The organism is Pseudoalteromonas sp., from assembly GCF_041613455.1.
GTDB lineage: Bacteria > Pseudomonadota > Gammaproteobacteria > Enterobacterales > Alteromonadaceae > Pseudoalteromonas.
In genome coordinates, this window is record NZ_JBFJHD010000044.1 from 1 (window position 1) to 19,414 (window position 19,414).

At 45.3% G+C, this 19,414-nt stretch carries 16 protein-coding genes; 8 read left to right on the forward strand and 8 right to left on the reverse strand.

The window, feature by feature from the left end; translation table 11 throughout:
• From ABYB02_RS06615 to ABYB02_RS06630, 4 genes are all read right to left on the reverse strand, one after another.
• Positions 1 to 389: leucine-rich repeat domain-containing protein (locus ABYB02_RS06615; protein WP_372761673.1), on the reverse strand; the 389-nt coding region annotated here is incomplete at its 3' end.
• Between the two features lie 73 nt (positions 390 to 462).
• Positions 463 to 1,176 (reverse strand): YebC/PmpR family DNA-binding transcriptional regulator, encoded by a 714-nt coding sequence (locus ABYB02_RS06620; RefSeq protein WP_372761674.1) that lies wholly within the window; start codon positions 1,174 to 1,176, stop codon positions 463 to 465.
• A gap of 205 nt (positions 1,177 to 1,381) precedes the next feature.
• Positions 1,382 to 3,460, reverse strand: a complete 2,079-nt coding sequence (locus ABYB02_RS06625; protein WP_372761675.1) for a M13 family metallopeptidase — start codon at positions 3,458 to 3,460, stop codon at positions 1,382 to 1,384.
• Positions 3,461 to 3,607: 147 nt separating this feature from the next.
• Positions 3,608 to 5,398, reverse strand: a complete 1,791-nt coding sequence (locus ABYB02_RS06630; protein ID WP_372761676.1) for an ABC transporter ATP-binding protein/permease — start codon at positions 5,396 to 5,398, stop codon at positions 3,608 to 3,610.
• Between the two features lie 136 nt (positions 5,399 to 5,534).
• Between ABYB02_RS06630 and ABYB02_RS06635 the strand changes: the two genes are divergently transcribed.
• The 4 genes from ABYB02_RS06635 to ABYB02_RS06650 all read left to right on the forward strand — a co-directional run bounded on the left by ABYB02_RS06635 (position 5,535) and on the right by ABYB02_RS06650 (position 9,471).
• Positions 5,535 to 5,996, forward strand: coding sequence for a hypothetical protein (locus ABYB02_RS06635; RefSeq protein WP_372761677.1), 462 nt, complete (start codon positions 5,535 to 5,537; stop codon positions 5,994 to 5,996).
• Between the two features lie 110 nt (positions 5,997 to 6,106).
• Positions 6,107 to 7,951, forward strand: a complete 1,845-nt coding sequence (gene secD, locus ABYB02_RS06640) for a protein translocase subunit SecD (protein WP_372761678.1) — start codon at positions 6,107 to 6,109, stop codon at positions 7,949 to 7,951.
• On the forward strand, positions 7,944 to 8,885 hold the full coding sequence (gene secF, locus ABYB02_RS06645) for a protein translocase subunit SecF (protein WP_372761688.1): 942 nt from the start codon (positions 7,944 to 7,946) through the stop codon (positions 8,883 to 8,885). Before secD ends, secF begins: the two co-directional genes overlap by 8 nt.
• A 106-nt stretch (positions 8,886 to 8,991) precedes the next feature.
• Positions 8,992 to 9,471, forward strand: a complete 480-nt coding sequence (locus ABYB02_RS06650) for a transcription elongation factor GreAB (RefSeq protein ID WP_372761679.1) — start codon at positions 8,992 to 8,994, stop codon at positions 9,469 to 9,471.
• A 66-nt stretch (positions 9,472 to 9,537) separates the two neighbouring features.
• On the opposite strand, the gene ABYB02_RS06655 is transcribed toward ABYB02_RS06650, so the two are convergent.
• Complete coding sequence (locus tag ABYB02_RS06655; protein ID WP_372761680.1) at positions 9,538 to 9,870, reverse strand: zinc ribbon domain-containing protein YjdM; 333 nt, start codon at positions 9,868 to 9,870, stop codon at positions 9,538 to 9,540.
• A gap of 491 nt (positions 9,871 to 10,361) precedes the next feature.
• Between ABYB02_RS06655 and ABYB02_RS06660 the strand changes: the two genes are divergently transcribed.
• The 3 genes from ABYB02_RS06660 to ABYB02_RS06670 are packed head-to-tail and all read left to right on the forward strand — an operon-like array spanning position 10,362 to position 13,464.
• Positions 10,362 to 11,756 carry a RimK family protein gene (locus ABYB02_RS06660; RefSeq protein ID WP_372761681.1) on the forward strand — a complete coding sequence of 465 codons (1,395 nt, stop codon included), beginning with the start codon at positions 10,362 to 10,364 and terminating at the stop codon, positions 11,754 to 11,756.
• Positions 11,756 to 12,913, forward strand: coding sequence for a GNAT family N-acetyltransferase/peptidase C39 family protein (locus ABYB02_RS06665; protein WP_372761682.1), 1,158 nt, complete (start codon positions 11,756 to 11,758; stop codon positions 12,911 to 12,913). Before ABYB02_RS06660 ends, ABYB02_RS06665 begins: the two co-directional genes overlap by 1 nt.
• Before the next feature lie 35 nt (positions 12,914 to 12,948).
• Positions 12,949 to 13,464 carry an MgtC/SapB family protein gene (locus ABYB02_RS06670; RefSeq protein ID WP_372761683.1) on the forward strand — a complete coding sequence of 172 codons (516 nt, stop codon included), beginning with the start codon at positions 12,949 to 12,951 and terminating at the stop codon, positions 13,462 to 13,464.
• A 35-nt stretch (positions 13,465 to 13,499) separates the two neighbouring features.
• Here the strand turns inward: ABYB02_RS06670 and ABYB02_RS06675 are convergent, their stop codons facing one another.
• The gene (locus ABYB02_RS06675) at positions 13,500 to 14,507 is read right to left on the reverse strand and encodes a GlxA family transcriptional regulator (protein WP_372761684.1); all 1,008 of its coding nucleotides are present in this window, start codon (positions 14,505 to 14,507) and stop codon (positions 13,500 to 13,502) included.
• Between the two features lie 132 nt (positions 14,508 to 14,639).
• Between ABYB02_RS06675 and ABYB02_RS06680 the strand changes: the two genes are divergently transcribed.
• Entirely contained in the window at positions 14,640 to 16,547 is a 1,908-nt protein-coding gene (locus tag ABYB02_RS06680) for a beta-ketoacyl synthase (RefSeq protein WP_372761685.1), read from the forward strand.
• Between the two features lie 67 nt (positions 16,548 to 16,614).
• Here the strand turns inward: ABYB02_RS06680 and ABYB02_RS06685 are convergent, their stop codons facing one another.
• Complete coding sequence (locus tag ABYB02_RS06685; RefSeq protein ID WP_372761686.1) at positions 16,615 to 17,031, reverse strand: MgtC/SapB family protein; 417 nt, start codon at positions 17,029 to 17,031, stop codon at positions 16,615 to 16,617.
• 253 nt (positions 17,032 to 17,284) lie between these two features.
• On the reverse strand, positions 17,285 to 19,267 hold the full coding sequence (locus ABYB02_RS06690; RefSeq protein ID WP_372761687.1) for a BCCT family transporter: 1,983 nt from the start codon (positions 19,265 to 19,267) through the stop codon (positions 17,285 to 17,287).
• Positions 19,268 to 19,414: the final 147 nt, after the last annotated feature.

The following is a 19,414-nucleotide window of genomic DNA, read 5'->3' on the forward strand; positions in this document are numbered from 1 at the left end:
CGCAGCTGCTTAAGCTCGCCAAATGACTGCGGTAATTGCTCAATACGGTTGTCGGTTAAAATTAACCACTGTGTTGTGAGCGGCAAGCTATGCTCAGCAAAGTCACTAATTTGATTGCCTTTAAACGCAATCATAATCAGTGCGGGGCACTGGGCTAACACAGCAGGAATATGCTTAAACTGATTAAACGATAGAAACAGCCGTTTTAATTTTGTCAGCCGGGCAAAGTCAGCCGGTAACTCGCTTAACTGGTTATTTGATAAATCAAGCACTTCAAGGGTATCGGCAAGGCTAAAAATTTCCTCTGGAAAATCAGTGAGGTTTTCTACTAATTGTAAGTGCCGAGCGCCGCTTAAAGCACCCGCACGAAGTTGTTCTAGGGTATTCAAAATTTACTAATCCATTTTACAAAAAACAAAAAGGCCAACTAAGTTGGCCTTTAAACACGCGTGTTATTTGCGCTTAAAACTCGGCATTGTGGTACACGTTTTGAACGTCGTCGCAATCTTCAAGCATGGCTAAAAAGCGTTCCATCACTTCTACATCTTCGCCTTCAATCGGCGCTGACACTTGGGGTACAAACGAGATTAAGTCTTCGTCAAATTCTGTAATACCCATTTCTTCAAGTGCCGTGCGGGTATTGTTGTACTCTGTGTGAGGGGCAAATACGGTGACTTTGCCGTCTTCAACTTCTACGTCGGTAACATCAACATCGGCCATCATTAGCGCTTCTAGCACGGCTTCGTCGTCATCGCCATCAAACACAAAAATGGCAAGGTGATCAAATAAATGTGATACCGAATTTTGTGCACCAATTTTAGCATTGGCCTTGGTAAAACACACACGTACATCAGCAAATGTACGCTTGTTATTGTCGGTTAAACAGTCAACAATAATCATACAGTTACCCGGGCCGTAGCCTTCGTAACGGGTGGCTACGTAGTCTTCACCGCCGCCGCCTTTGGCTTTGTCGATGGCACGTTCAATTACATGGGCCGGAACTTGGTCTTTTTTAGCGCGTTCAATTAAACGACGTAATGCTAAATTACCATCGGGATCAACACCGCCATTTTTTGCACAAATATATATTTCTTTACCGTACTTTGAGTAAACTTTAGTTTTAGCACCCGCAGTTTTAGCCATTGAATCTTTTTTGTTTTGGTAAGCTCTTCCCATCTGCGTTTCGCCTTTAAATATAAGTATTAAATAGTTTTCAGGGGCATAGTTTAAAGGTAAATGCAGGGCAGGGCTAGTAACTATTAAAACAGATTAATGCAGCGAAAATTTCCGTAGCGAGCCTAAAGCTAAGCTGCTGGCAAAGGCTGCAGCAAAAAAATAACCCGCCATGGCGGGTTATCGTTAACGGTGATTGAGTGATGTATTACCAAATACGTACGCGTTGCTCTTCAGGTAGATACAAAGCATCACCGGGTTTTACGTCAAAGGCTTTGTACCATGCGTCGTGGTTGCGTGGCGCTTGTGCTCTAAAGCGCCCCGGTGCATGGGTGCCACCACGCAGTTGGTTAAGCATGCTTTGCTCGGTGCGCTTTTCTTTCCATACCTGTGCCCAAGCCAGGAAGAAACGCTGATCGCCGGTAACACCGTCAATTACAGGGGCTTCTTTACCGTTAAGGCTAAGTTTATAAGCGTGATAGGCCATTGCTAATCCGCCTACATCGCCAATATTTTCACCTAAGCTGTTACGGCCATTTACAAAGTTACCCGGGATCGGCTCATACTGACTGTACTGAGCAGCTAGTTGGTCGGCTTTAGCATCAAATGCCGCGCGGTCTTCATCGGTCCACCAATTACGTTGAATGCCATTGGCATCAGACTTTGATCCTTGGTCATCAAAGCCATGGCCCATTTCGTGGCCAATCACCGCACCAATACCACCATAGTTAACGGCAGCATCGGCATTGGGATCGAAAAATGGCGGCTGCAAAATGGCGGCAGGGAACACAATTTCGTTAAACGAGCTATTGTAATAAGCGTTAACGCGTTGCGGCGTCATGCCCCAGCGATTACGGTCGGTTTTTTGCAGCTCTTTGGCCACGCTTTCAGCTTGGAAAAATTCACGCAGATTTTTTACGTTCGCCATTAAGTCGTGTTTGCTAATGGTTAAACCGTCATAGCTTTGCCATTCATCAGGGTAACCAATTTTAGGTACAAATGCCGCTAATTTCGCTCGTGCATTGACTTTGGTTTCCTCACCCATCCAATCTAGGTTATCGATGCGTTCGCCAAGGGCGGTACGTAAATTTTCAACCAGCTCTGACATTTGTTGCTTTGATGATTCTGGAAAGTAGCGTGCGACGTAAATTTTACCAATCGCGAAGCCTAATGAGGTGGTACCCGACATTTCGCTAATAGCACGCTTCCAACGTGGACGTGGCTGCTGTTGGCCATTGAGCTCTTTGCCATAAAAAGCAAAGCGAGTGTTAAAAACATCTTCAGACAGTAAGCCTGCATTACCATTAATCGCGTGGTAAGTTAGATAGTCTTTCCAGACCTTTAAATCTTCTTGATTGATCAATTCAATCATAGCTTTAACAGGCTCAGGCTGCGACACATTTAATTGCGGGACTTTATAACCTGTTTGCGCAAAGTATACATCCCAGTTAAAACCTGAGTACTCTTTGCTTAACTCATCGCGTTCAATTTGATTTAAGGTAAGATCACGGTTACGACGCTTTTCACGCGGCCAATGGCCCTGTGCAATGTTGGTTTCTAACGCTAAAATTGCTTGTGCGCGCTCAGTGGCGTTTTCAACACCGGCAAATTTAAGCATGTCGGCAATATGCGCAACATATTCGGTACGAGTTTTTACAAAGCGCTCATTATCTTCTAAATAGTAAGAGCGATCGGGTAAGCCTAAGCCGCCTGCGCCTAACGACATTTCATATTTATTTGGATCTAAGCGGTTAAACCACATACCACCGCCGATAGGGGTTTTTACGCCGGTTAACCATGCTTGGCCAAATAGTTTTGCTAAATCGTCGGTTGATGAAACCGCGTTAATGTCGTTCAGCAGCGGCTTAATGGGTGCAATGCCTAATTTATTAAGGGTATCGGTATCCATGTATGCATTGTAAAAGTCAGCTACGAGCTGCTCTTCGGCGGTTAAATCGTCGCGCGACGCGATGTCTTCAATAATGCTTTTCACGCGCTCTTCACTGCGCTCAGCTAATGCTGAAAAGGCGCCGTAGCGGGTTTTATCCGCGGGCATCTGATAGTTGTCGTACCATGTGCCGCTGGCATACATAAAGAAGTCATCGCCGGGTTTAACGGCTTCATTGCGGGCCGATAAATCAACACCAAATGTGCCTAATTCGGCTTGCTCTGTAGCTTGTGGTTTTTCAGCAACGGCCGCTACTTGCTCAGTTTTTGTTGTTTGTGGCTCAGAGCAGCCGCTAATAAATGTGGCAGCGAGCGCCGCTGCAATTAAACTCTTTTTCATTTGCATCCCTTATTAATTCAATTAATTAGTTATTGTTGTTATTACAAAATTGTCCATTCTCGATTGTTATGGATATTAGCCTAGCAAACAATCCATTTGAGGTGAATCACTGTCATAGCCGATAAATGTACCTATATAGTGGCCATTTTAGCTGTTTTTTGCCTGTTTTTGCTGTAACTGCCACATTTGTGCATATTCACCGGCTAACGCCAGTAACTCATGGTGCTTTCCTTGCTCTATAATTTCACCGGCTTTGAGTACCACTATGTTATCGGCATCGGTGATTGTAGACAGCCGGTGGGCAATTACTAGGCTGGTGTGGCTGCTAGCGACGTCGCGCATGGCCGCTAAAATTGCTTGCTCGGCATGGGAGTCGAGCGCCGAAGTGGCTTCATCAAAAATTATTATTGGCGAGCGTTTTAAGATGGCACGAGCAATCGCTATGCGTTGTTTTTCGCCGCCGGATACTTTTAAGCCGCGCTCACCCACTAAGGTTTGATCGCCTTTTGCTAAACTCGCTATAAAGGGGGATAAATGCGCCATAGCAATAGCGGCGTCTATTTCAGCGTCGCTGGCAGTAGGCCTACCATAAGCAATATTTTTGCGAATGCTGGTATTAAATAAAACCGTATCTTGCGGCACGATGGCGATTGCTTGACGTAAACTGTGTAAGGTTACTTGGTCTATCGCTTGGTTATCAATAGTAATAGTGCCCGCTGTCACCTCGTAAAAGCGATATAATAGCCGTGCCAGTGAGCTTTTACCGGCGCCACTGGCGCCAACAATGGCCACCTTTGTGCCCGGCGCTACCGTAAAACTGATATTTTTAACAATGGGGCGCTCGGCATGATAGCTAAAGCTGACATTATTAAAGTCGATTTTACCCTGTGTTGCGTTTAATGGCTGTGCATTGGGTGCATCATTAATGGCGGGTTTTTTATTAAGTAACCCAAGCATGTTTTCCAGATCGGTGAGGGCGCGTTTAATTTCGCGATACACAAAGCCTAAAAAGTTCAGTGGTAAAAAGAGTTGGATCATGTACGCATTGATCATTACCAGCTCACCAATAGTTAGGGCTCCGGTGACCACCTCGCGTGCCGCGAGCCACATTAAAGCGGTAATGGCGCAGGCAATAATCAGTGCTTGGCCGGAGTTAAGCGCTAATAACGACAGGCGGTTTTTGAGCCGTGCACTTTCCCAATTCGCTAAAAAGCCATCATAGGTGTTTGCTTCGAACTGTTCATTATTAAAGTATTTTACTGTTTCATAATTAAGTAGGCTGTCGATAGCGCGGGTATTGGTTAAGTTATCGGCGGCATTCGCGGCGCGAATAAAGCGATTACGCCACTGCGTGACCACGACCGTAAAGGTGATATACAGCGCGACGGCACACACGGTAATGAGAGCGAACCAGATAGAAAACAGCGTACCAAAAATAACCGCCACGGTGAGTATTTCAAACAAGGTAGGCACAATATTAAACATTAAAAAGCGCATTAAAAAACTTAAGCCGCTGGTGCCGCGCTCGATGTCGCGACTGATGCCACCGGTTTGGCGGTCTAAATGAAACGCCAGCTCCAGTGCATGCAAGTGCTTAAACACTTTTAAGCCGATGTCTCGCATGGCATGCTCGGTTACCCGCGAAAACACCGCATCACGCACTTCGCCTAAAAACACACTGGCAAAACGCAGTGCGCCATAGGTAATTAATAACAAGGTGGGAATAAACACTATCGGGTTAATAGACTTATCCACGCTATCAATAATTTCTTTTAGCGCCCACGGCATTAATAAGGTTGCCCCTTTTGCGCCAATCAGGGCTAATACGGCAATTATCACGCGGCCTTTAAATTGCTTTATATAAGGCCAAAGTGTGGCAATAGTTTGGCGCAGGTTCATGGCATCGGGGCGTTTAATTGAGCTTTGTCTGGAGCGCATTGCGTGTCTCGGTGTTAAAATAACGGGCTATGGCAGCACGTTTAATGCAGCATAAGGATTTAATAGTATCAAACCATTGTATTTTAAATTGCCGGCCTTATATACTAGTAATCTGCCGCTTTTAGATATTAAAATAATGTTTAAATTTCGTCCTATGTTAACCGTATTGTTACTCTTTGCCGCACTTTTTTGTGTGCAAGGTCAGGCTGCGCCGGTTAATGACGATTTAAGCAGTATTCACAGCACGCACTCCCATGCGGTATTTTCCTCTGATATGCTCAACACGCCGTTACAGGCTAAAGCAGCACCGGGGGAGCATCACAAACAACTCAAAGTGCTACAATTTGAATCGCTGCAGCCGCGCAGAGCGGCGGGGCAGGCCGCTAACGCTTTGCATTGTGCAGAAAAAGAACCTGAATACGATGTTATTTTTGAGTTTTTTACCACCACACTTGCCAAGCAGTTGTACTTGCAACCTAAGGCGGTAAATAATGAGCCCCCTTGGTATGCGTTGCCTTTTAATCGTAAAAAATTACGTGTAAGCGGTTGGAAAGACGCTAATTTATTATATACCGCCGTTACCAGCTACCACGCTTAATATTCCTTAGTTAATTTTACTGGTTATGCGCAAGCGCATTGCCGACAGATTAATGCTGTTTTGTATACGTACACAGCACTGACTCACCCTAGTGAGATTAAGGAATACCTATGTTAACTACAAAAAAAATGCCCAGTGCGCTGCAGGCGTTAGCTAACTTTAAATTAAGTAGCTTAGCCATGATGTTGGTGCTGCTATTACTAGCGATCAGCGCGTTACCCAATTTATACCCTAACCAGTCATGGTTGCAAATAAGTGCCGCGCCGCACAACCAGATGCAAACCTTACCGAGTACTCAAGCCGTGGTATCGTTTTTAAACGCGCAAGGCTTAACGGTTGATCAAGTTATTAATAAACAGTCATCGATTAATATATTACTCGCCGAGCCGACCAAAAGTGCGCTGGCACAAGCGGCAATTAAGGCAAAAAACCCTAATGTAGTAGTTAAAATTAACGAGCAGTCTACCAGCCCGTTATGGCTACAAAATTTTGGCCTGTCACCCATAAAGTTGGGGCTCGATTTAAATGGCGGCGTGCTATTTGTGCTCGATGTAGACCTAGATAAAGCGGTCGATGAGCAATTAACCAATGCGTATCATCAAGCCAAAGCGATTATTATTAAACAAAAAGCGTATGGTGTTAAAGCGTTGCAAAACCAGCATGGCTTTGAAGTAAACGCATTACCCAGTGCCAGTGACAGACTCAATGCTGTAGTAGCCGAATTAAGCAACCGTTTTAGCAACCTTGCAATGACAAAAAGCAGCAAGGGGAACTTAAATGTGGTGCAGGTTAATTATTCAAGCCAAGGTCGCAGTGCGTTTGATAAAGAGGTGATGGGGCAAACACTCACTACCTTGCGTTCACGGATTGAAGAGCTGGGGATCACCGAAGCGGTGACTCAGCGCCAAGGCAGCAATCGAATTCGTATTGAGTTGCCAGGCGTACAAGATCCCGCTGCAGCAAAGCGTATTATTGGTGCTACCGCGTCACTGGGCTTTTACCAATTAAAGCCCGAGGGAGGGCAAAGCTTTACCCTACAATCGGGCGGTACGATTAAGCTTGATCCGCTGCCTATTTTTACCGGCGAGCATATTATTAATGCGCATGCTGGGCGCGATGAGTGGAGTAAGCCTTTGGTGCAATTAAGCCTAGATAGCCAAGGTGGGGATGCGATGTCGGCCTTTTCTAAAGCCAATATAGGCAAACCTATGGCGACGGTGTATTCAGAGTACGCACAAAATGCGCAAGGCGAGGTGGTTAAAACCAGTAAAGTGATTAATGTCGCTAATATTAGCCAGCATTTGAGTTCGCGCTTTAGTATTACCAATATGCAAAGCCCGCAAGCCGCGGCCGATTTAGCGTTGTTATTGCGTGCGGGGTCGTTAACGGCGCCGGTAACCATAGTGCACGAACAAACCATAGGCCCCAGTTTAGGCAGCGAAAATATTCATAATGGCTTAGCGGCATTAATGCTTGGCATGAGCCTCACGCTTGCCTTTATGGCGATGTGGTACCGCCAGTTAGGGCTGATTGCCAATGTGGCGCTAATATTAAATTTAACCTCGTTAGTGGGATTAATGTCACTGTTACCCGGCGTGGTATTAACCCTGCCAGGCATTGCCGGATTAGTGCTCACTATAGGTATGGCAGTCGATACTAATGTGATTATTTTTGAGCGCATAAAAGAAGAGCGTCGCAAAGGGCGCGCACCTTATCAAGCCATTGAGCAAGGCTATAAACAAGCATTTAGCACCATTTTTGATGCCAATATTACCACCATGATCACCGCGGTTATCTTGTATGGTATTGGTTATGGTCCAGTTAAGGGGTTTGCTATTACCTTAGCATTAGGGATCATTACCAGTATGTTTACCGGGGTGTATGTGTCGAAAGTATTGAGTCAGGGATTATATTTAAAATTTGGTAAAAAAGGCGGGGTAAATGCAGATGCTTAATTATTTTTTTACAGCCGAGAATGGTACCCGTATGCGTTACAGTGGCTTAATTTTGAGTGCGCTATTGGTGGTGCTGTCTATGTTCACCCTAGCTGACAAAGGACTCAATTTGGGTCTTGATTTTAGCGGCGGTTATTTAACCGAATTTAGTACCAGTCAACCGGTAGAGCTGAAAAGGCTTGAAGCGTTTATTGCTAAAAATCATGATGGTGACTTTGTGTTAACTGCACTGGGCAATAACCATTTTCAATTAACAGAAGCGCCTAATGCCAACCAGCCAGCGACAACGGCAGCAGCCGATTGGCAAACCGCGATCAGCGAAAACGACACTATTAATGCACTGGTACTGTCGTCAGCCTATATTGGTTCGCAAGTGGGCGATGAGCTATTTGAACAAGGGTGTTTGGCGCTGTTTGCCGCGATGATCACAGTGATGATTTACCTAGCTATTCGTTTTGAATGGCGATTAGCTGTTGGCTCAGTGATTGCGTTGATACACGATTTAATTTTGGTACTGGGCTTGTTCTCGTTATTACAACTGGAATTTAACCTCACCGTATTGGCCAGCTTATTAGCTATTATTGGTTACTCACTAAATGATTCGATTATTGTCGGTGATAGAGTGCGCGAGTTATTGCGCATAAAAACCAATAGCAGCGTGTGCGTAGATAGCATTATAAATAGTGCGATTAAAAGCACCTTAACCCGTACCTTAATTACCTCAGGGACCACACTTGCTACCGTTGCCAGTGTGTGGTTATTGGCAGGGGCACCGCTGCAAGGATTTTCTATCGCATTATTTAGTGGCATTGTTGTGGGGACGTTTTCATCTATTTGTATTGCCGCCACCTTGCCGCAGTTGTTAGGGCTTAGCGCTGCAAACTACCAAGTGACAGTTGATGCAAAAACGCAAGCTTTGATGGATATGCCTTAACCACTTGCACGGATAAAACACTTTGCTAGGGGCTAAACGGTTGCGTTTAGCCCCCGTTACAGTGTTAAACTGCGCGGCATATTTTTACAGCCAATGTAGTTACGTGATGAATAAAGCCCATGTTATCGAACACCTTCGCTTTGCCTTAGAAGCGCAGTTAAATACGGCCAAAGTAGCCGCTAAAACAGCGCACGATACCGCCACCCACGAAGAAAGCATTGCAGAAACGCAATACGACACTTTAGGGCTTGAAGCTGCTTATTTAGCGCAGGGACATGCCCAACGGGTTAACGAATGCTACAAAGACATAGAGCTATTTGCAGCGGTTTTTAACGAGAAAGCCCAGCCTAACAGCGCCGCTGTAGGGGCATTGATTTGTTTAGCTGATGAACATGGCGAGCAAAAGTGGTTTTACTTAGGTCCAAGCGCCGGCGGATTAACCGTAGACATTAAAGGCACTACAATTCAAGTGGTTACACCCGGCGCGCCACTTGGAAAGCAATTAGTAGGTAAACAAATTGATGATGAAATTTGCCTCACGCTCGGAGATATAAAACAGCACTATGAGATTGAAAAGATTTTATAACTGCTAATTTGCTGTGATGTATGTACCTAGCCCAAATAAACGCAGCGCCTTGCGGCTAGGAACTGCTTAGGCTTTTTTCACAAACTTCGCCGTCACCATCATTTCACCTATGCCATCTACTTTACAGTCGAGCTGGTGGTCTTTTTTATCTAGCACGCGGCGGATCTGTGCTTTGGTGCCAATTTTTATCACTTGCGAGCTGCCTTTAATTTTTAAATCTTTAGCCACAGTTACTTTATCGCCATCAGCGAGCAAAGTGCCGTTAGCGTCTTTAACCATAAGGGTGTCTTCAGCAAGCAGCGCGGGGTTCCACTCATAAGCGCATTGCGGGCAAATAAGCAATGTTTGGTCGGCGTATACATAGTCGCATTGGCATTGTGGGCAAGCAGGTAATGTCATTATTCAGGCTCATGATTAATTCGGTTTTGCACTATTTTAAAGCGCAAATAACACAAAGCAATGTTAATCCCCATTTTGTTAAAAGTAGCTGCTTTGTCGTTACTTGTCTCAGTTACTCGTTTTATTATAAATAACCGATTAAAAACAACAATATAGAACCTCTATGTTGTGTTATTTAGCCCCTGTATTAGCGCTGTAAGCAGCTGCACGTTGCTGCTGATGGTTATCATCAGTAATTTTTATCTTCACGCTAAAAATATCTCGTTTGTTAGTTTTATTAAAACGGCTTATAAAGCCAATGTCGCTTAAGCAATTTAAGCGCTAACGTATACAGTAGGTACACGTTAAAGCACCCATCTGATTAAGTGACTCGCGCAATGCTCCACTTAGTTAGATGGGTGTTTTCTATTTTTAGAGTTTATTGTGTTTAAAGTAGCGAAAATAATAATCACGCTATACTTATTTTATATTTGACTTAATTAGGAAAAGTCGTGTTTAAAACCTTAATTGTGGTTGATAACAACGAGCAAACACTTGCTCAATCATTTGAAAATGTGATTACGTTTAACACCTATCTACGTGATTACCCAAAACGTGATGAACCGAAAACCCGTATTATAAATTTATGTGATTCAAGTCAATACTTGAGCAAAGGCTATTATTGCTCATTACTCGCCGAAGCACGTAAACACCAAGTACTACCCAGCGTAAAAACAATTAATGCACTGCGTAGCGGCCAAGCACCGCTGTTAAACGCAGCGCAAATAGATGGCGCGGTGTACTTTGGGCATGCACACAAGGAAGCACAAGCTAAAGCCGCTTTATCGGTATTTAAACAATACCCAGCGCCAATACTATTTGTTGATAGCCAAGGCTTATTGCAACAAGGGTCATTGTCATCGTTAGATGAGCAGCAATACCAGGAGTTTGTGGCAAAACTCAATGACTTTACTCAAACACAATGGCGTATTGCTGCGGTGCAGCGTCGTTTTCGTTGGGATATGGCTATTTTGGTGGATCACCAAGAAAAAGTGCCACCGAGTGACAAAGATGCGATTGCGAAATTCATTAAAGCCGCGGCAAAGCACGGTATTCATGCGCAAGCCCTGAGCTTTGACGAAATAGACAATATTGCCCAGTTTGATGCGTTATTTATTCGCCAAACCACCGCTATTGACCACCCAACGTATCGCCTTGCCAGTAAAGCGCAAAGCTTAGGCTTAGTGGTGATTGACGATGCAGAGTCTATTTTACGCTGTTGTAATAAGGTGTATTTACACGATGCGTTTAATTACCAAAAGGTGCCCAGTTTAAAAACGCTAGTGGTGGCGGATCAAACCCCAGACACTATTGCACAATTAGAAAGTGCTTTTACCTATCCACTGGTGTTAAAAATGCCAGAAGGGTCGTTTTCTAAAGGGGTGTTTAAAGTAACCAATCGCGCGGAGCTTACCGCTAAGTTAACCGAGCTATTTGAATTTAGCGCGTTAGTATTGGCGCAAGAATACCTATACACCGAATACGATTGGCGAGTAGGGGTGCTTAATGGCCGTGCAATTTATGCCTGTCGGTATTTAATGGCGCGTAACCATTGGCAAATTTATAACCACGATGCAAAACGCTTTTTCTCCGGTGGTTTTGAAACCTTACCGACCTTTGAATTACCAAAAGCAGTATTAGACGCCGCTTTAAAAGCGTGTAAAACGGTGGGTAAGGGCTTGTATGGGGTGGATGTAAAAGAACACCAAGGGCGTGCATATGTGCTTGAAGTGAACGACAACCCCAGTATTGATCATAAAGTAGAAGACGGCTATTTAGGCGATGAACTGTACATGATTATTATGGAAGAATTTAAACAGCGCTTAGAAGCCAGGGGCCGTGGTTAATGGCTACAGCCAGCATACACAACAGCGTTAGCAATGACGATGCACCGCCGCTGGTACGCCAAGCACTGGCGAGTGATTTAGCGGCGTTAATCAAGGTTGAAAACAGCTGTTTTAGCCACGATAAGCTCAGCCCGCGCAGTTTAAAGCGTTGGCTCACTGCTAAGCACGCTATTTTATTGGTGGCTGAGCAAAACCAGCAGTTAGTAGGCTATGGTTTAGTGTGGTGCCATAAGGGCACGCGTTTGGCGCGGCTGTATTCGCTGGCGGTATTGCCAACCCTACAAGGTAAGGGCATTGCAAAAACACTGCTTAATGCATTAGAGGCCGCCACTGCGGAACGTGGTCGTATTTATTTACGCTTAGAAGTGGCGGTTAATAATAGCGCGGCCATTGGTTTGTATGAACGCTTAGGTTATCGCGTATTTGGTCAGTACAGCGACTATTACGACGACCACAGTGATGCGCTGCGAATGCAAAAAAACATTCGTAAAAACAGCGAGATGAAAGTGGCACGGTTAACGCCTTGGTATCAGCAAACCACCGAGTTTACCTGTGGTCCTGCGGCCTTGCTAATGGCAATGGGCTCGCTTGCGCCAAGCACAGCACTGACGCAGTCACATGAGTTATCGCTGTGGCGTGAAGGCACTACCATTTTTATGACCTCAGGGCATGGCGGCTGTCATCCGTTTGGCTTGGCACTGGCGGCGCATAAACGCGGCTTTCACGCCGAGGTGGTGGTTAATACTCGTGAGCCGCTGTTTTTAGACGGTGTGCGCAGTGAAAACAAAAAGCAGGTGTTAGCCACAGTGCATCAGCAGTTTTTAGCAGGGATCAACGCAGCCAATATTGCCCTTAGCTACCAAGATGTTGAGCTTGAGCAAATTGAACACTGGTTAAAACAAGACTTTAGCGTGCTGTTACTGATCAGCACCTACCGTTTTGATGGTAAAAAAGCACCGCATTGGGTGTGTGTTACCCATTTAGACGCGCATTGTGTGTACGTACACGATCCATTTTGCGAACCTGGCAGCGACAGCCAATTAGCAATAGATTGCCAGTACGTGCCGATTGCGCGCAGTGACTTTAGTAAAATGTCGGCATTTGGCAGCCAACGCTTACGAACAGCAGTGGCGATTGCAAACCCAATAGCCACGTAATAAATAATTTAACAGTACAGCAACGAGGACAGTGCGTGTTTTTACCCGATTTATTTGATGTGGCGCCTTACTCATGGGCAGCCATTGGTACGGCGGCTTTTTGTGGTGCCATTATCGGCATAGAGCGTCAACTACGTGGCAAACCGGTGGGTATTCGTACTTCGGCATTGATCACCCTAGGTACTTATTTATTTTTATCGACTGCGTTTAATTTACAAGGCGATGTGATTGATCATTCCCGTGTAGTGGGGCAAATTATTACCGGTATCGGCTTTTTAGGTGCGGGGGTCATGCTTGCCAAAGATGGCGCGGTGGTGGGGGTTACCTCAGCGGCCACTATTTGGGTGTTGGCGTCCATTGGGGTGATGATAGCCACCGAGAATTTAGGCGCGGCGATTAAACTTTCGGTGTTAGTGGTGGGTATTTTATACGGTGTTGATGTGCTTGAAGCTAAGTTTAAAAGCTTAAGTAAAGGCGTGCATAGCAAAGTAAAAAGTTATTCAAAACGCTATTACCGCAAAAACCGTGAAGAAGCGGAACGCCACCTATGAGTGGCGTTTTTTTGCCCGTAAAAAGTAGAAAGTAGTTAGCCAAAGAGCTTTTTTCTTACCACTTTACGGTATTCACTGGGGGTTTGGCTGAGTACTTTTTTAAATACGCGAGTTAAATGCCCCTGATCGTTATAACCGACCTCTAATGCCACCTCTTGAATAGATAAATTGGAAGAAGCCAATAATTCTTTCGCGCCTTCTACGCGCAGTTGCTGCCAATACTCAATGGGACTTTGATTGGTTGCTAAGCGAAAGCGCCGAGTGAAAGTGCGATAACTTAAACTAAACTGGGCGGCGACTTGCTGTAATGTCAGCTCTGCCGCTAAGTTATTTTTGAGCCAAAACTGCACCTGAGCAATTAGCTCATCTGGGTGGCGGTCAACAGCGCCTTCAAGATAGCGTTGCTCTTCGTAGGGTTTACGTATTTCGTGCGAAAAGTTGCGCTCGACATGCTGCGCCGCCGCTTTACCGTAATATTGGCTAATAATATGCACAATTACATCGGCCAGCGCGTTGAGGCTGGCAACGGTATAAAGGCGCTCTGATTGGGTAATAAAAAAGTCGGGTTTTAACTGCACCTGCGGGTAGTCGCGACTAAATTGCTTAGCGTAATGCCAATGGGTGGTTGCGGGGTGACCATTGAGTAACCCCGCTTCTGCGACTAAGCAATTGCCCGTGCCTACGCCAATAATATGACTGCCTTGATGAAAGCTGCTATGCAACCACTCAACCAGTGTGTGATTGGTGCGCACCACGGGACGCGGGTTGCGCCAAATACCCGGTACTATAATTAAATCGCTGTAGGGGGTGTTGCTAGGCGTGCAATCGGGCACTATGGCTAAGCCCGCTTGAGAGCTAATTGCAGCGTTGTTTTTGGCCACTAAATTAATCGTCAATGGCCTAAAGCGCTGTTTATCGTTATGCCCTTTGGCATACGCTTCACCTGCTCTGAGCATTTCTATTGGCAGGGTTAAGCTGGTGATCAGCAAATGCGGGTACACCGCTATGGCAATATTTAAAGCAGTGAGTGGCTGTATTTCCATCTTTCTAATGCTCCGACCAGTTATTTTTGGCCTTTTATGCTTAATATTTGGCTATTAAAGCACAATGTGTGGCACGTTATCCATTTAAACTGGGGTCATATTGTAACGTAACTCGTTTTTTCAAGGTAAATTATGACAGCATTACCCGTTATCGTTGGCATGGGGGGCATTAATGCCGCTGGCCGTACGTCTTTTCATCAAGGTTATCGCCGAATTGTGTTAGATAGTTTAACGCCAGCAGCGCGCCAAGAAACCTTTTTAGGTTTAGCCACATTAATGAACTTAGTCAGTGTGGTTGATGGCCAGCTACAAGACGCACAAGGCAACACTGTTGAGCAAAGCGACATAGAAGCACGTTTTGGTGAACAAATCATTGCCGGTACGTTGATCCGTAAAATCGAAAAAGAACATTTTGATCCCGATGCGACCCCTTGGCAGCAAAAAATGACCCTGAGCATGTCGAACGACAACGCTATTGTGTTTGAAGCACGCAGCCGTGATTTACCGCAGCCGCTGCCGGCTAATTGGCAAGTAGAAGAGCTTGATAAAAAGCGCGTGAAAGTGACCATTGCGGCGGATATTGAAGTTAAGCATCACTCTACCCGCGATAACAACATTAAATCGGCAGGGCAGTTACCCAGCGGCTTTGATCCGTCTACTATGTATAACAGTCGCTACCAGCCGCGCGGCCTACAAGCCACTATTTTTGCAGCAACCGATGCGATTAAATCCACCGGACTTGACTGGCAGCATATAATGAATAGCGTCGAACCAGATAAAATTGGTACCTATTCAGCCTCGGTGATTGGCCAAATGGACGACAAAGGCTTAGGCGGCTTAGTGAAAGCGCGTCAACAAGGCGACCGCGTTAGTACGAAACAATTAGCACTGGGTTTAAATACCATGTCAACCGACTTCATTAACGCCTATGTGACCGGTAATGTCGGCACTACGTTTTCTACCTCAGGCGCCTGTGCCACATTTTTATACAACTTACGCGCGGCGGTTAACGACATTCAAGCTGGGCGTACCCGGGTGGCAATTGTAGCCAGTGTTGAATGTGCAATAACCCCAGAGGTTGTTGAAGGCTTTGGTAATATGAGCGCATTGGCCAACGTAGAAGGTTTGCGTCGTTTAGATAATTTAAGCGCCGATGAAGAGCCTAATTACCGTAATAGCAGTCGCCCGTTTGGCGAAAACTGTGGCTTTACCTTAGGTGAAGGCGCACAAGTAGCGATATTAATGGATGATGCCTTAGCGCTTGAGCTGGGGGCCGATATAATGGGCTCAGTGCCGGATGTATTTGTGAATGCCGATGGTATTAAAAAGTCGATAACTTCACCGGGGCCGGGTAACTACATTACCATGGCTAAGTCAGCTGCTTTGGCGGCCAGTTTATTAGGCGAAGACGCATTACAACAGCGTAGCTTTATACTTGCCCACGGCTCAAGTACGCCACAAAACCGCGTTACTGAATCGCTTATTTACCATAAAGTTGCGCAAACATTTGCTATAGATAACTGGAAAGTAACCGCGCCTAAAGCGTATGTGGGTCATACTATTGCCCCAGCCAGTGGTGATCAGTTGGCAATTGCGTTAGGCGTATTTAGCCACAATATCATGCCGGGTATTACCACCATTGATAAAGTCGCAGAGGATGTTTACGCCGAGCATTTAGATATACGTAACCATCACTATGACTGTGGTGATATGGATATTGCGTTTATTAACTCTAAAGGCTTTGGCGGCAATAATGCAACAGCCACCGTACTTTCTGCAAAAGTAACGCTGCAAATGTTAAGCAAACGCCACGGTGATGCGGTGATGACAGATTACGCTGCTAAAAATACAGCCGTAACAGCGGCGCAACATAGCTATAAAGCGCTTGCTGATCTTGGTCAGTATGAGCTGGTGTACCGTTTTGGTGATGGCTTAATTGACGACAACGATATTGTTATTGATAAGCACAGCATTCAGCTACCGGGTTTTGAGCAAGCAATTACCTTTAATACAACAAATCCCTATAAAGATATGTTTTAAGCACACATACTTTAAGGTAAGGCGCTGTAATGGCGCCTTTTTTATTTTTAATTTGCAACACAGCAGGCTATTTAAACCTTTTAATGTACCTCAGCGTTATAAAGTTAATTATGGCCAGTAAAATAGCAATTTCGTAGCGACTATACGCCACGGCAATACCAATTAAGCCCATATTCCAAATACTCGCCGCGGTCGCGGTACCAGAAATTGTCTTATCATTTTTTAAAATAGCCCCGCCACCGATAAAGCCGATGCCGGTAATAATGCCTTGTAGCATTTTTGATTGCGCCTCGGATGAGTCGAGCACCGACAATGCAATCAACGCATAGCCACAGGAGGCTACCGCCACGAGCGGAAAGGTTCTTAGTCCTGCACCGTCGTGGTTGCGCTCTCTGTCGTAGGCCATCGGTAAGGCCAGTAAATAAGCAATTCCTAGGTGGATCAAGTTATCGACAATGTCGTGCCACTGTATATCTATTTCCATCGCTATTCTCAGCAAAAGTTAATCAGTAATTAACTATAGCAAGGTCAGTTCCAGCTTTTATTTTTTAAAATTATTTTTAAAATTAATGACTTGTAAGTTGCTGTTGCCGTGAATAATTGATTGCTAAGTAACAATTACACAGCTGTTAGGTAATTTAAGCGTGTCGTGACAGGCGGGACGGATCGCATAGGAATAACTGCGAACACAGGGTAACAGCAAGCAACTAACGCTGCTTGCTGTTGAGTATGTCAGCTTAGCGAAGGGTATGTAAAAAGTGCATGTGCTTGTGATATTGATCGATAATATCGTTGATCACCGCCTCTTTAGACCAGCCCATTACATCGTAATCTTGTCCGCCTTCACGTAAATGGATTTCAGCGCGATAATAATGGTTTTCACTGTCATCGTCGTCTTCATCTTCTAAGGTGTAAGCGGGTTTTTCATAGGAGCGGCGTTTCACTTCGTATAAAAAGTCGATTTCTTCGCCTAATAACACTTTTAAACTCGCCTGACCACGTTCGAGGTTGTCGGTATCGAGTTGAATATTGAGGTTATGTGTTTTCAGCTCTTTGGCCACGCTTTGCATTGCGGGTAAGGCAATGGATTTTACAAAGCGATTTACATTGGCTTTATTGGGGAAGTCGACAATATTATTGAGTCGCTCTTGCCAACTTGCGCCTTCGCCACCGGGTAAGGTTGGGGCGATAGGGGCAATATTCATTTGCAAACTTTCGCGTTTGGCAATATCAATCCGCAGCGCCTTGATTAACCCATAGGTGGCAATGAGCAATATCACTGCAAATGGCAGTGCGCTGGCAATGGTCATGGTTTGTAAGGCGCCTAAACCACCTACCATAAGGAGCACTGCGGCAACCACACCTTCACCGCCGGCCCAGTAAATCCGTTGCCACATAGGGGTATTGTCTTTACCGTTAGAGCACAGCATATCCACCACCATGGAGCCTGAGTCTGATGAGGTAACAAAAAACACGATCACCATACAGGTAGCCACAAAGGATAATACCCCCGACATGGGGAAATTTTCTAAAAAGGCAAAGATCGAAATAGCCACATCTTGAGAGACTGCTGCGCCTAAACTGCTCACCCCTTGGTTCATAATTAAATCGATGGCAGAGTTACCAAAAAAGGTCATCCACATTAAGGTAAAACCGGTGGGAATAAATAATACCCCCATAACAAACTCACGAATGGTGCGGCCGCGAGAAACACGGGCAATAAATAGCCCAACAAACGGCGCCCACGACATCCACCAGCCCCAATAAAGGATGGTCCAGCCGCCAAGCCAATCGGTTTTTTCATAGGCAAATAAATTAAAGGTGTTACCGACAATATCGGAGGCATAAGCGCCGACATTTTGTACAAAGGCTTGCAGCAAATACACGGTTGGGCCAAGTATTAATACAAACAGCAACATCAATACCGCCAAGCCCATATTTAATTCAGACAAGCGACGAATGCCTTTATCAAGCCCGGTGGTAACAGAGATCACCGCAAGCAGGGTAACGGCGATAATTAAAATCACTTGGGTAATAATGCCAACCGGTACGTCAAATAGGTAATTTAACCCTGAATTAACTTGTAGCACCCCGTACCCTAATGACGTTGCAACACCAAACACGGTGCCGATAACGGCAAAGATATCGACCGCATGGCCAATTGGGCCGTAAATCTTGTCGCCAATCAGCGGATAAAGCGCCGAGCGTAAAGTAAGCGGTAACCCATGACGGTAGCTAAAAAAAGCTAAAATTAACGCCACAATGGCATAAATAGCCCATGCATGCAGACCCCAGTGAAAGAAGGTGATTTTCATTGCTTCACGAGCGGCGTCCACCGTGGCGGCATCGCCTACGGGCGGGCTCATGTAGTGCATAACGGGCTCTGCCACGCCAAAAAACATCAAGCCAATGCCCATTCCGGCACTAAACAACATGGAAAACCAGCTGATATGGTTATAGTCGGGCGTAGAATGATCGGGCCCTAATTTGATGTTGCCATAGCGTGACAGGCCTAAAAACATCACGGTGATTAAAATGATCGCCACCGTCAGTACATAAAACCAACTGGCATTAACAACAATAATGGCTTGTAATGCGTTAAAGGCGCTTTCGGCAGATTGAGGGACTAATGCGGTAAATAGCACCAGTATAATAATCAGTGCGGAGGCTGTGTAAAACACCGGTGGATTGAGTTTGGATTGCGCTTCCTCTGCGGACATTGGGATACCTTATGTTAACTATTATGAATCGTTAAAATATAGCACAGCCTTGTTTTAAATACATATTCTTCTGTTAATTTACTGCGTGGTTGAGATTTATTCATGCCAGCGCCGCTGGCTGTGAACGCTGCGGTTAACGCTGAGACG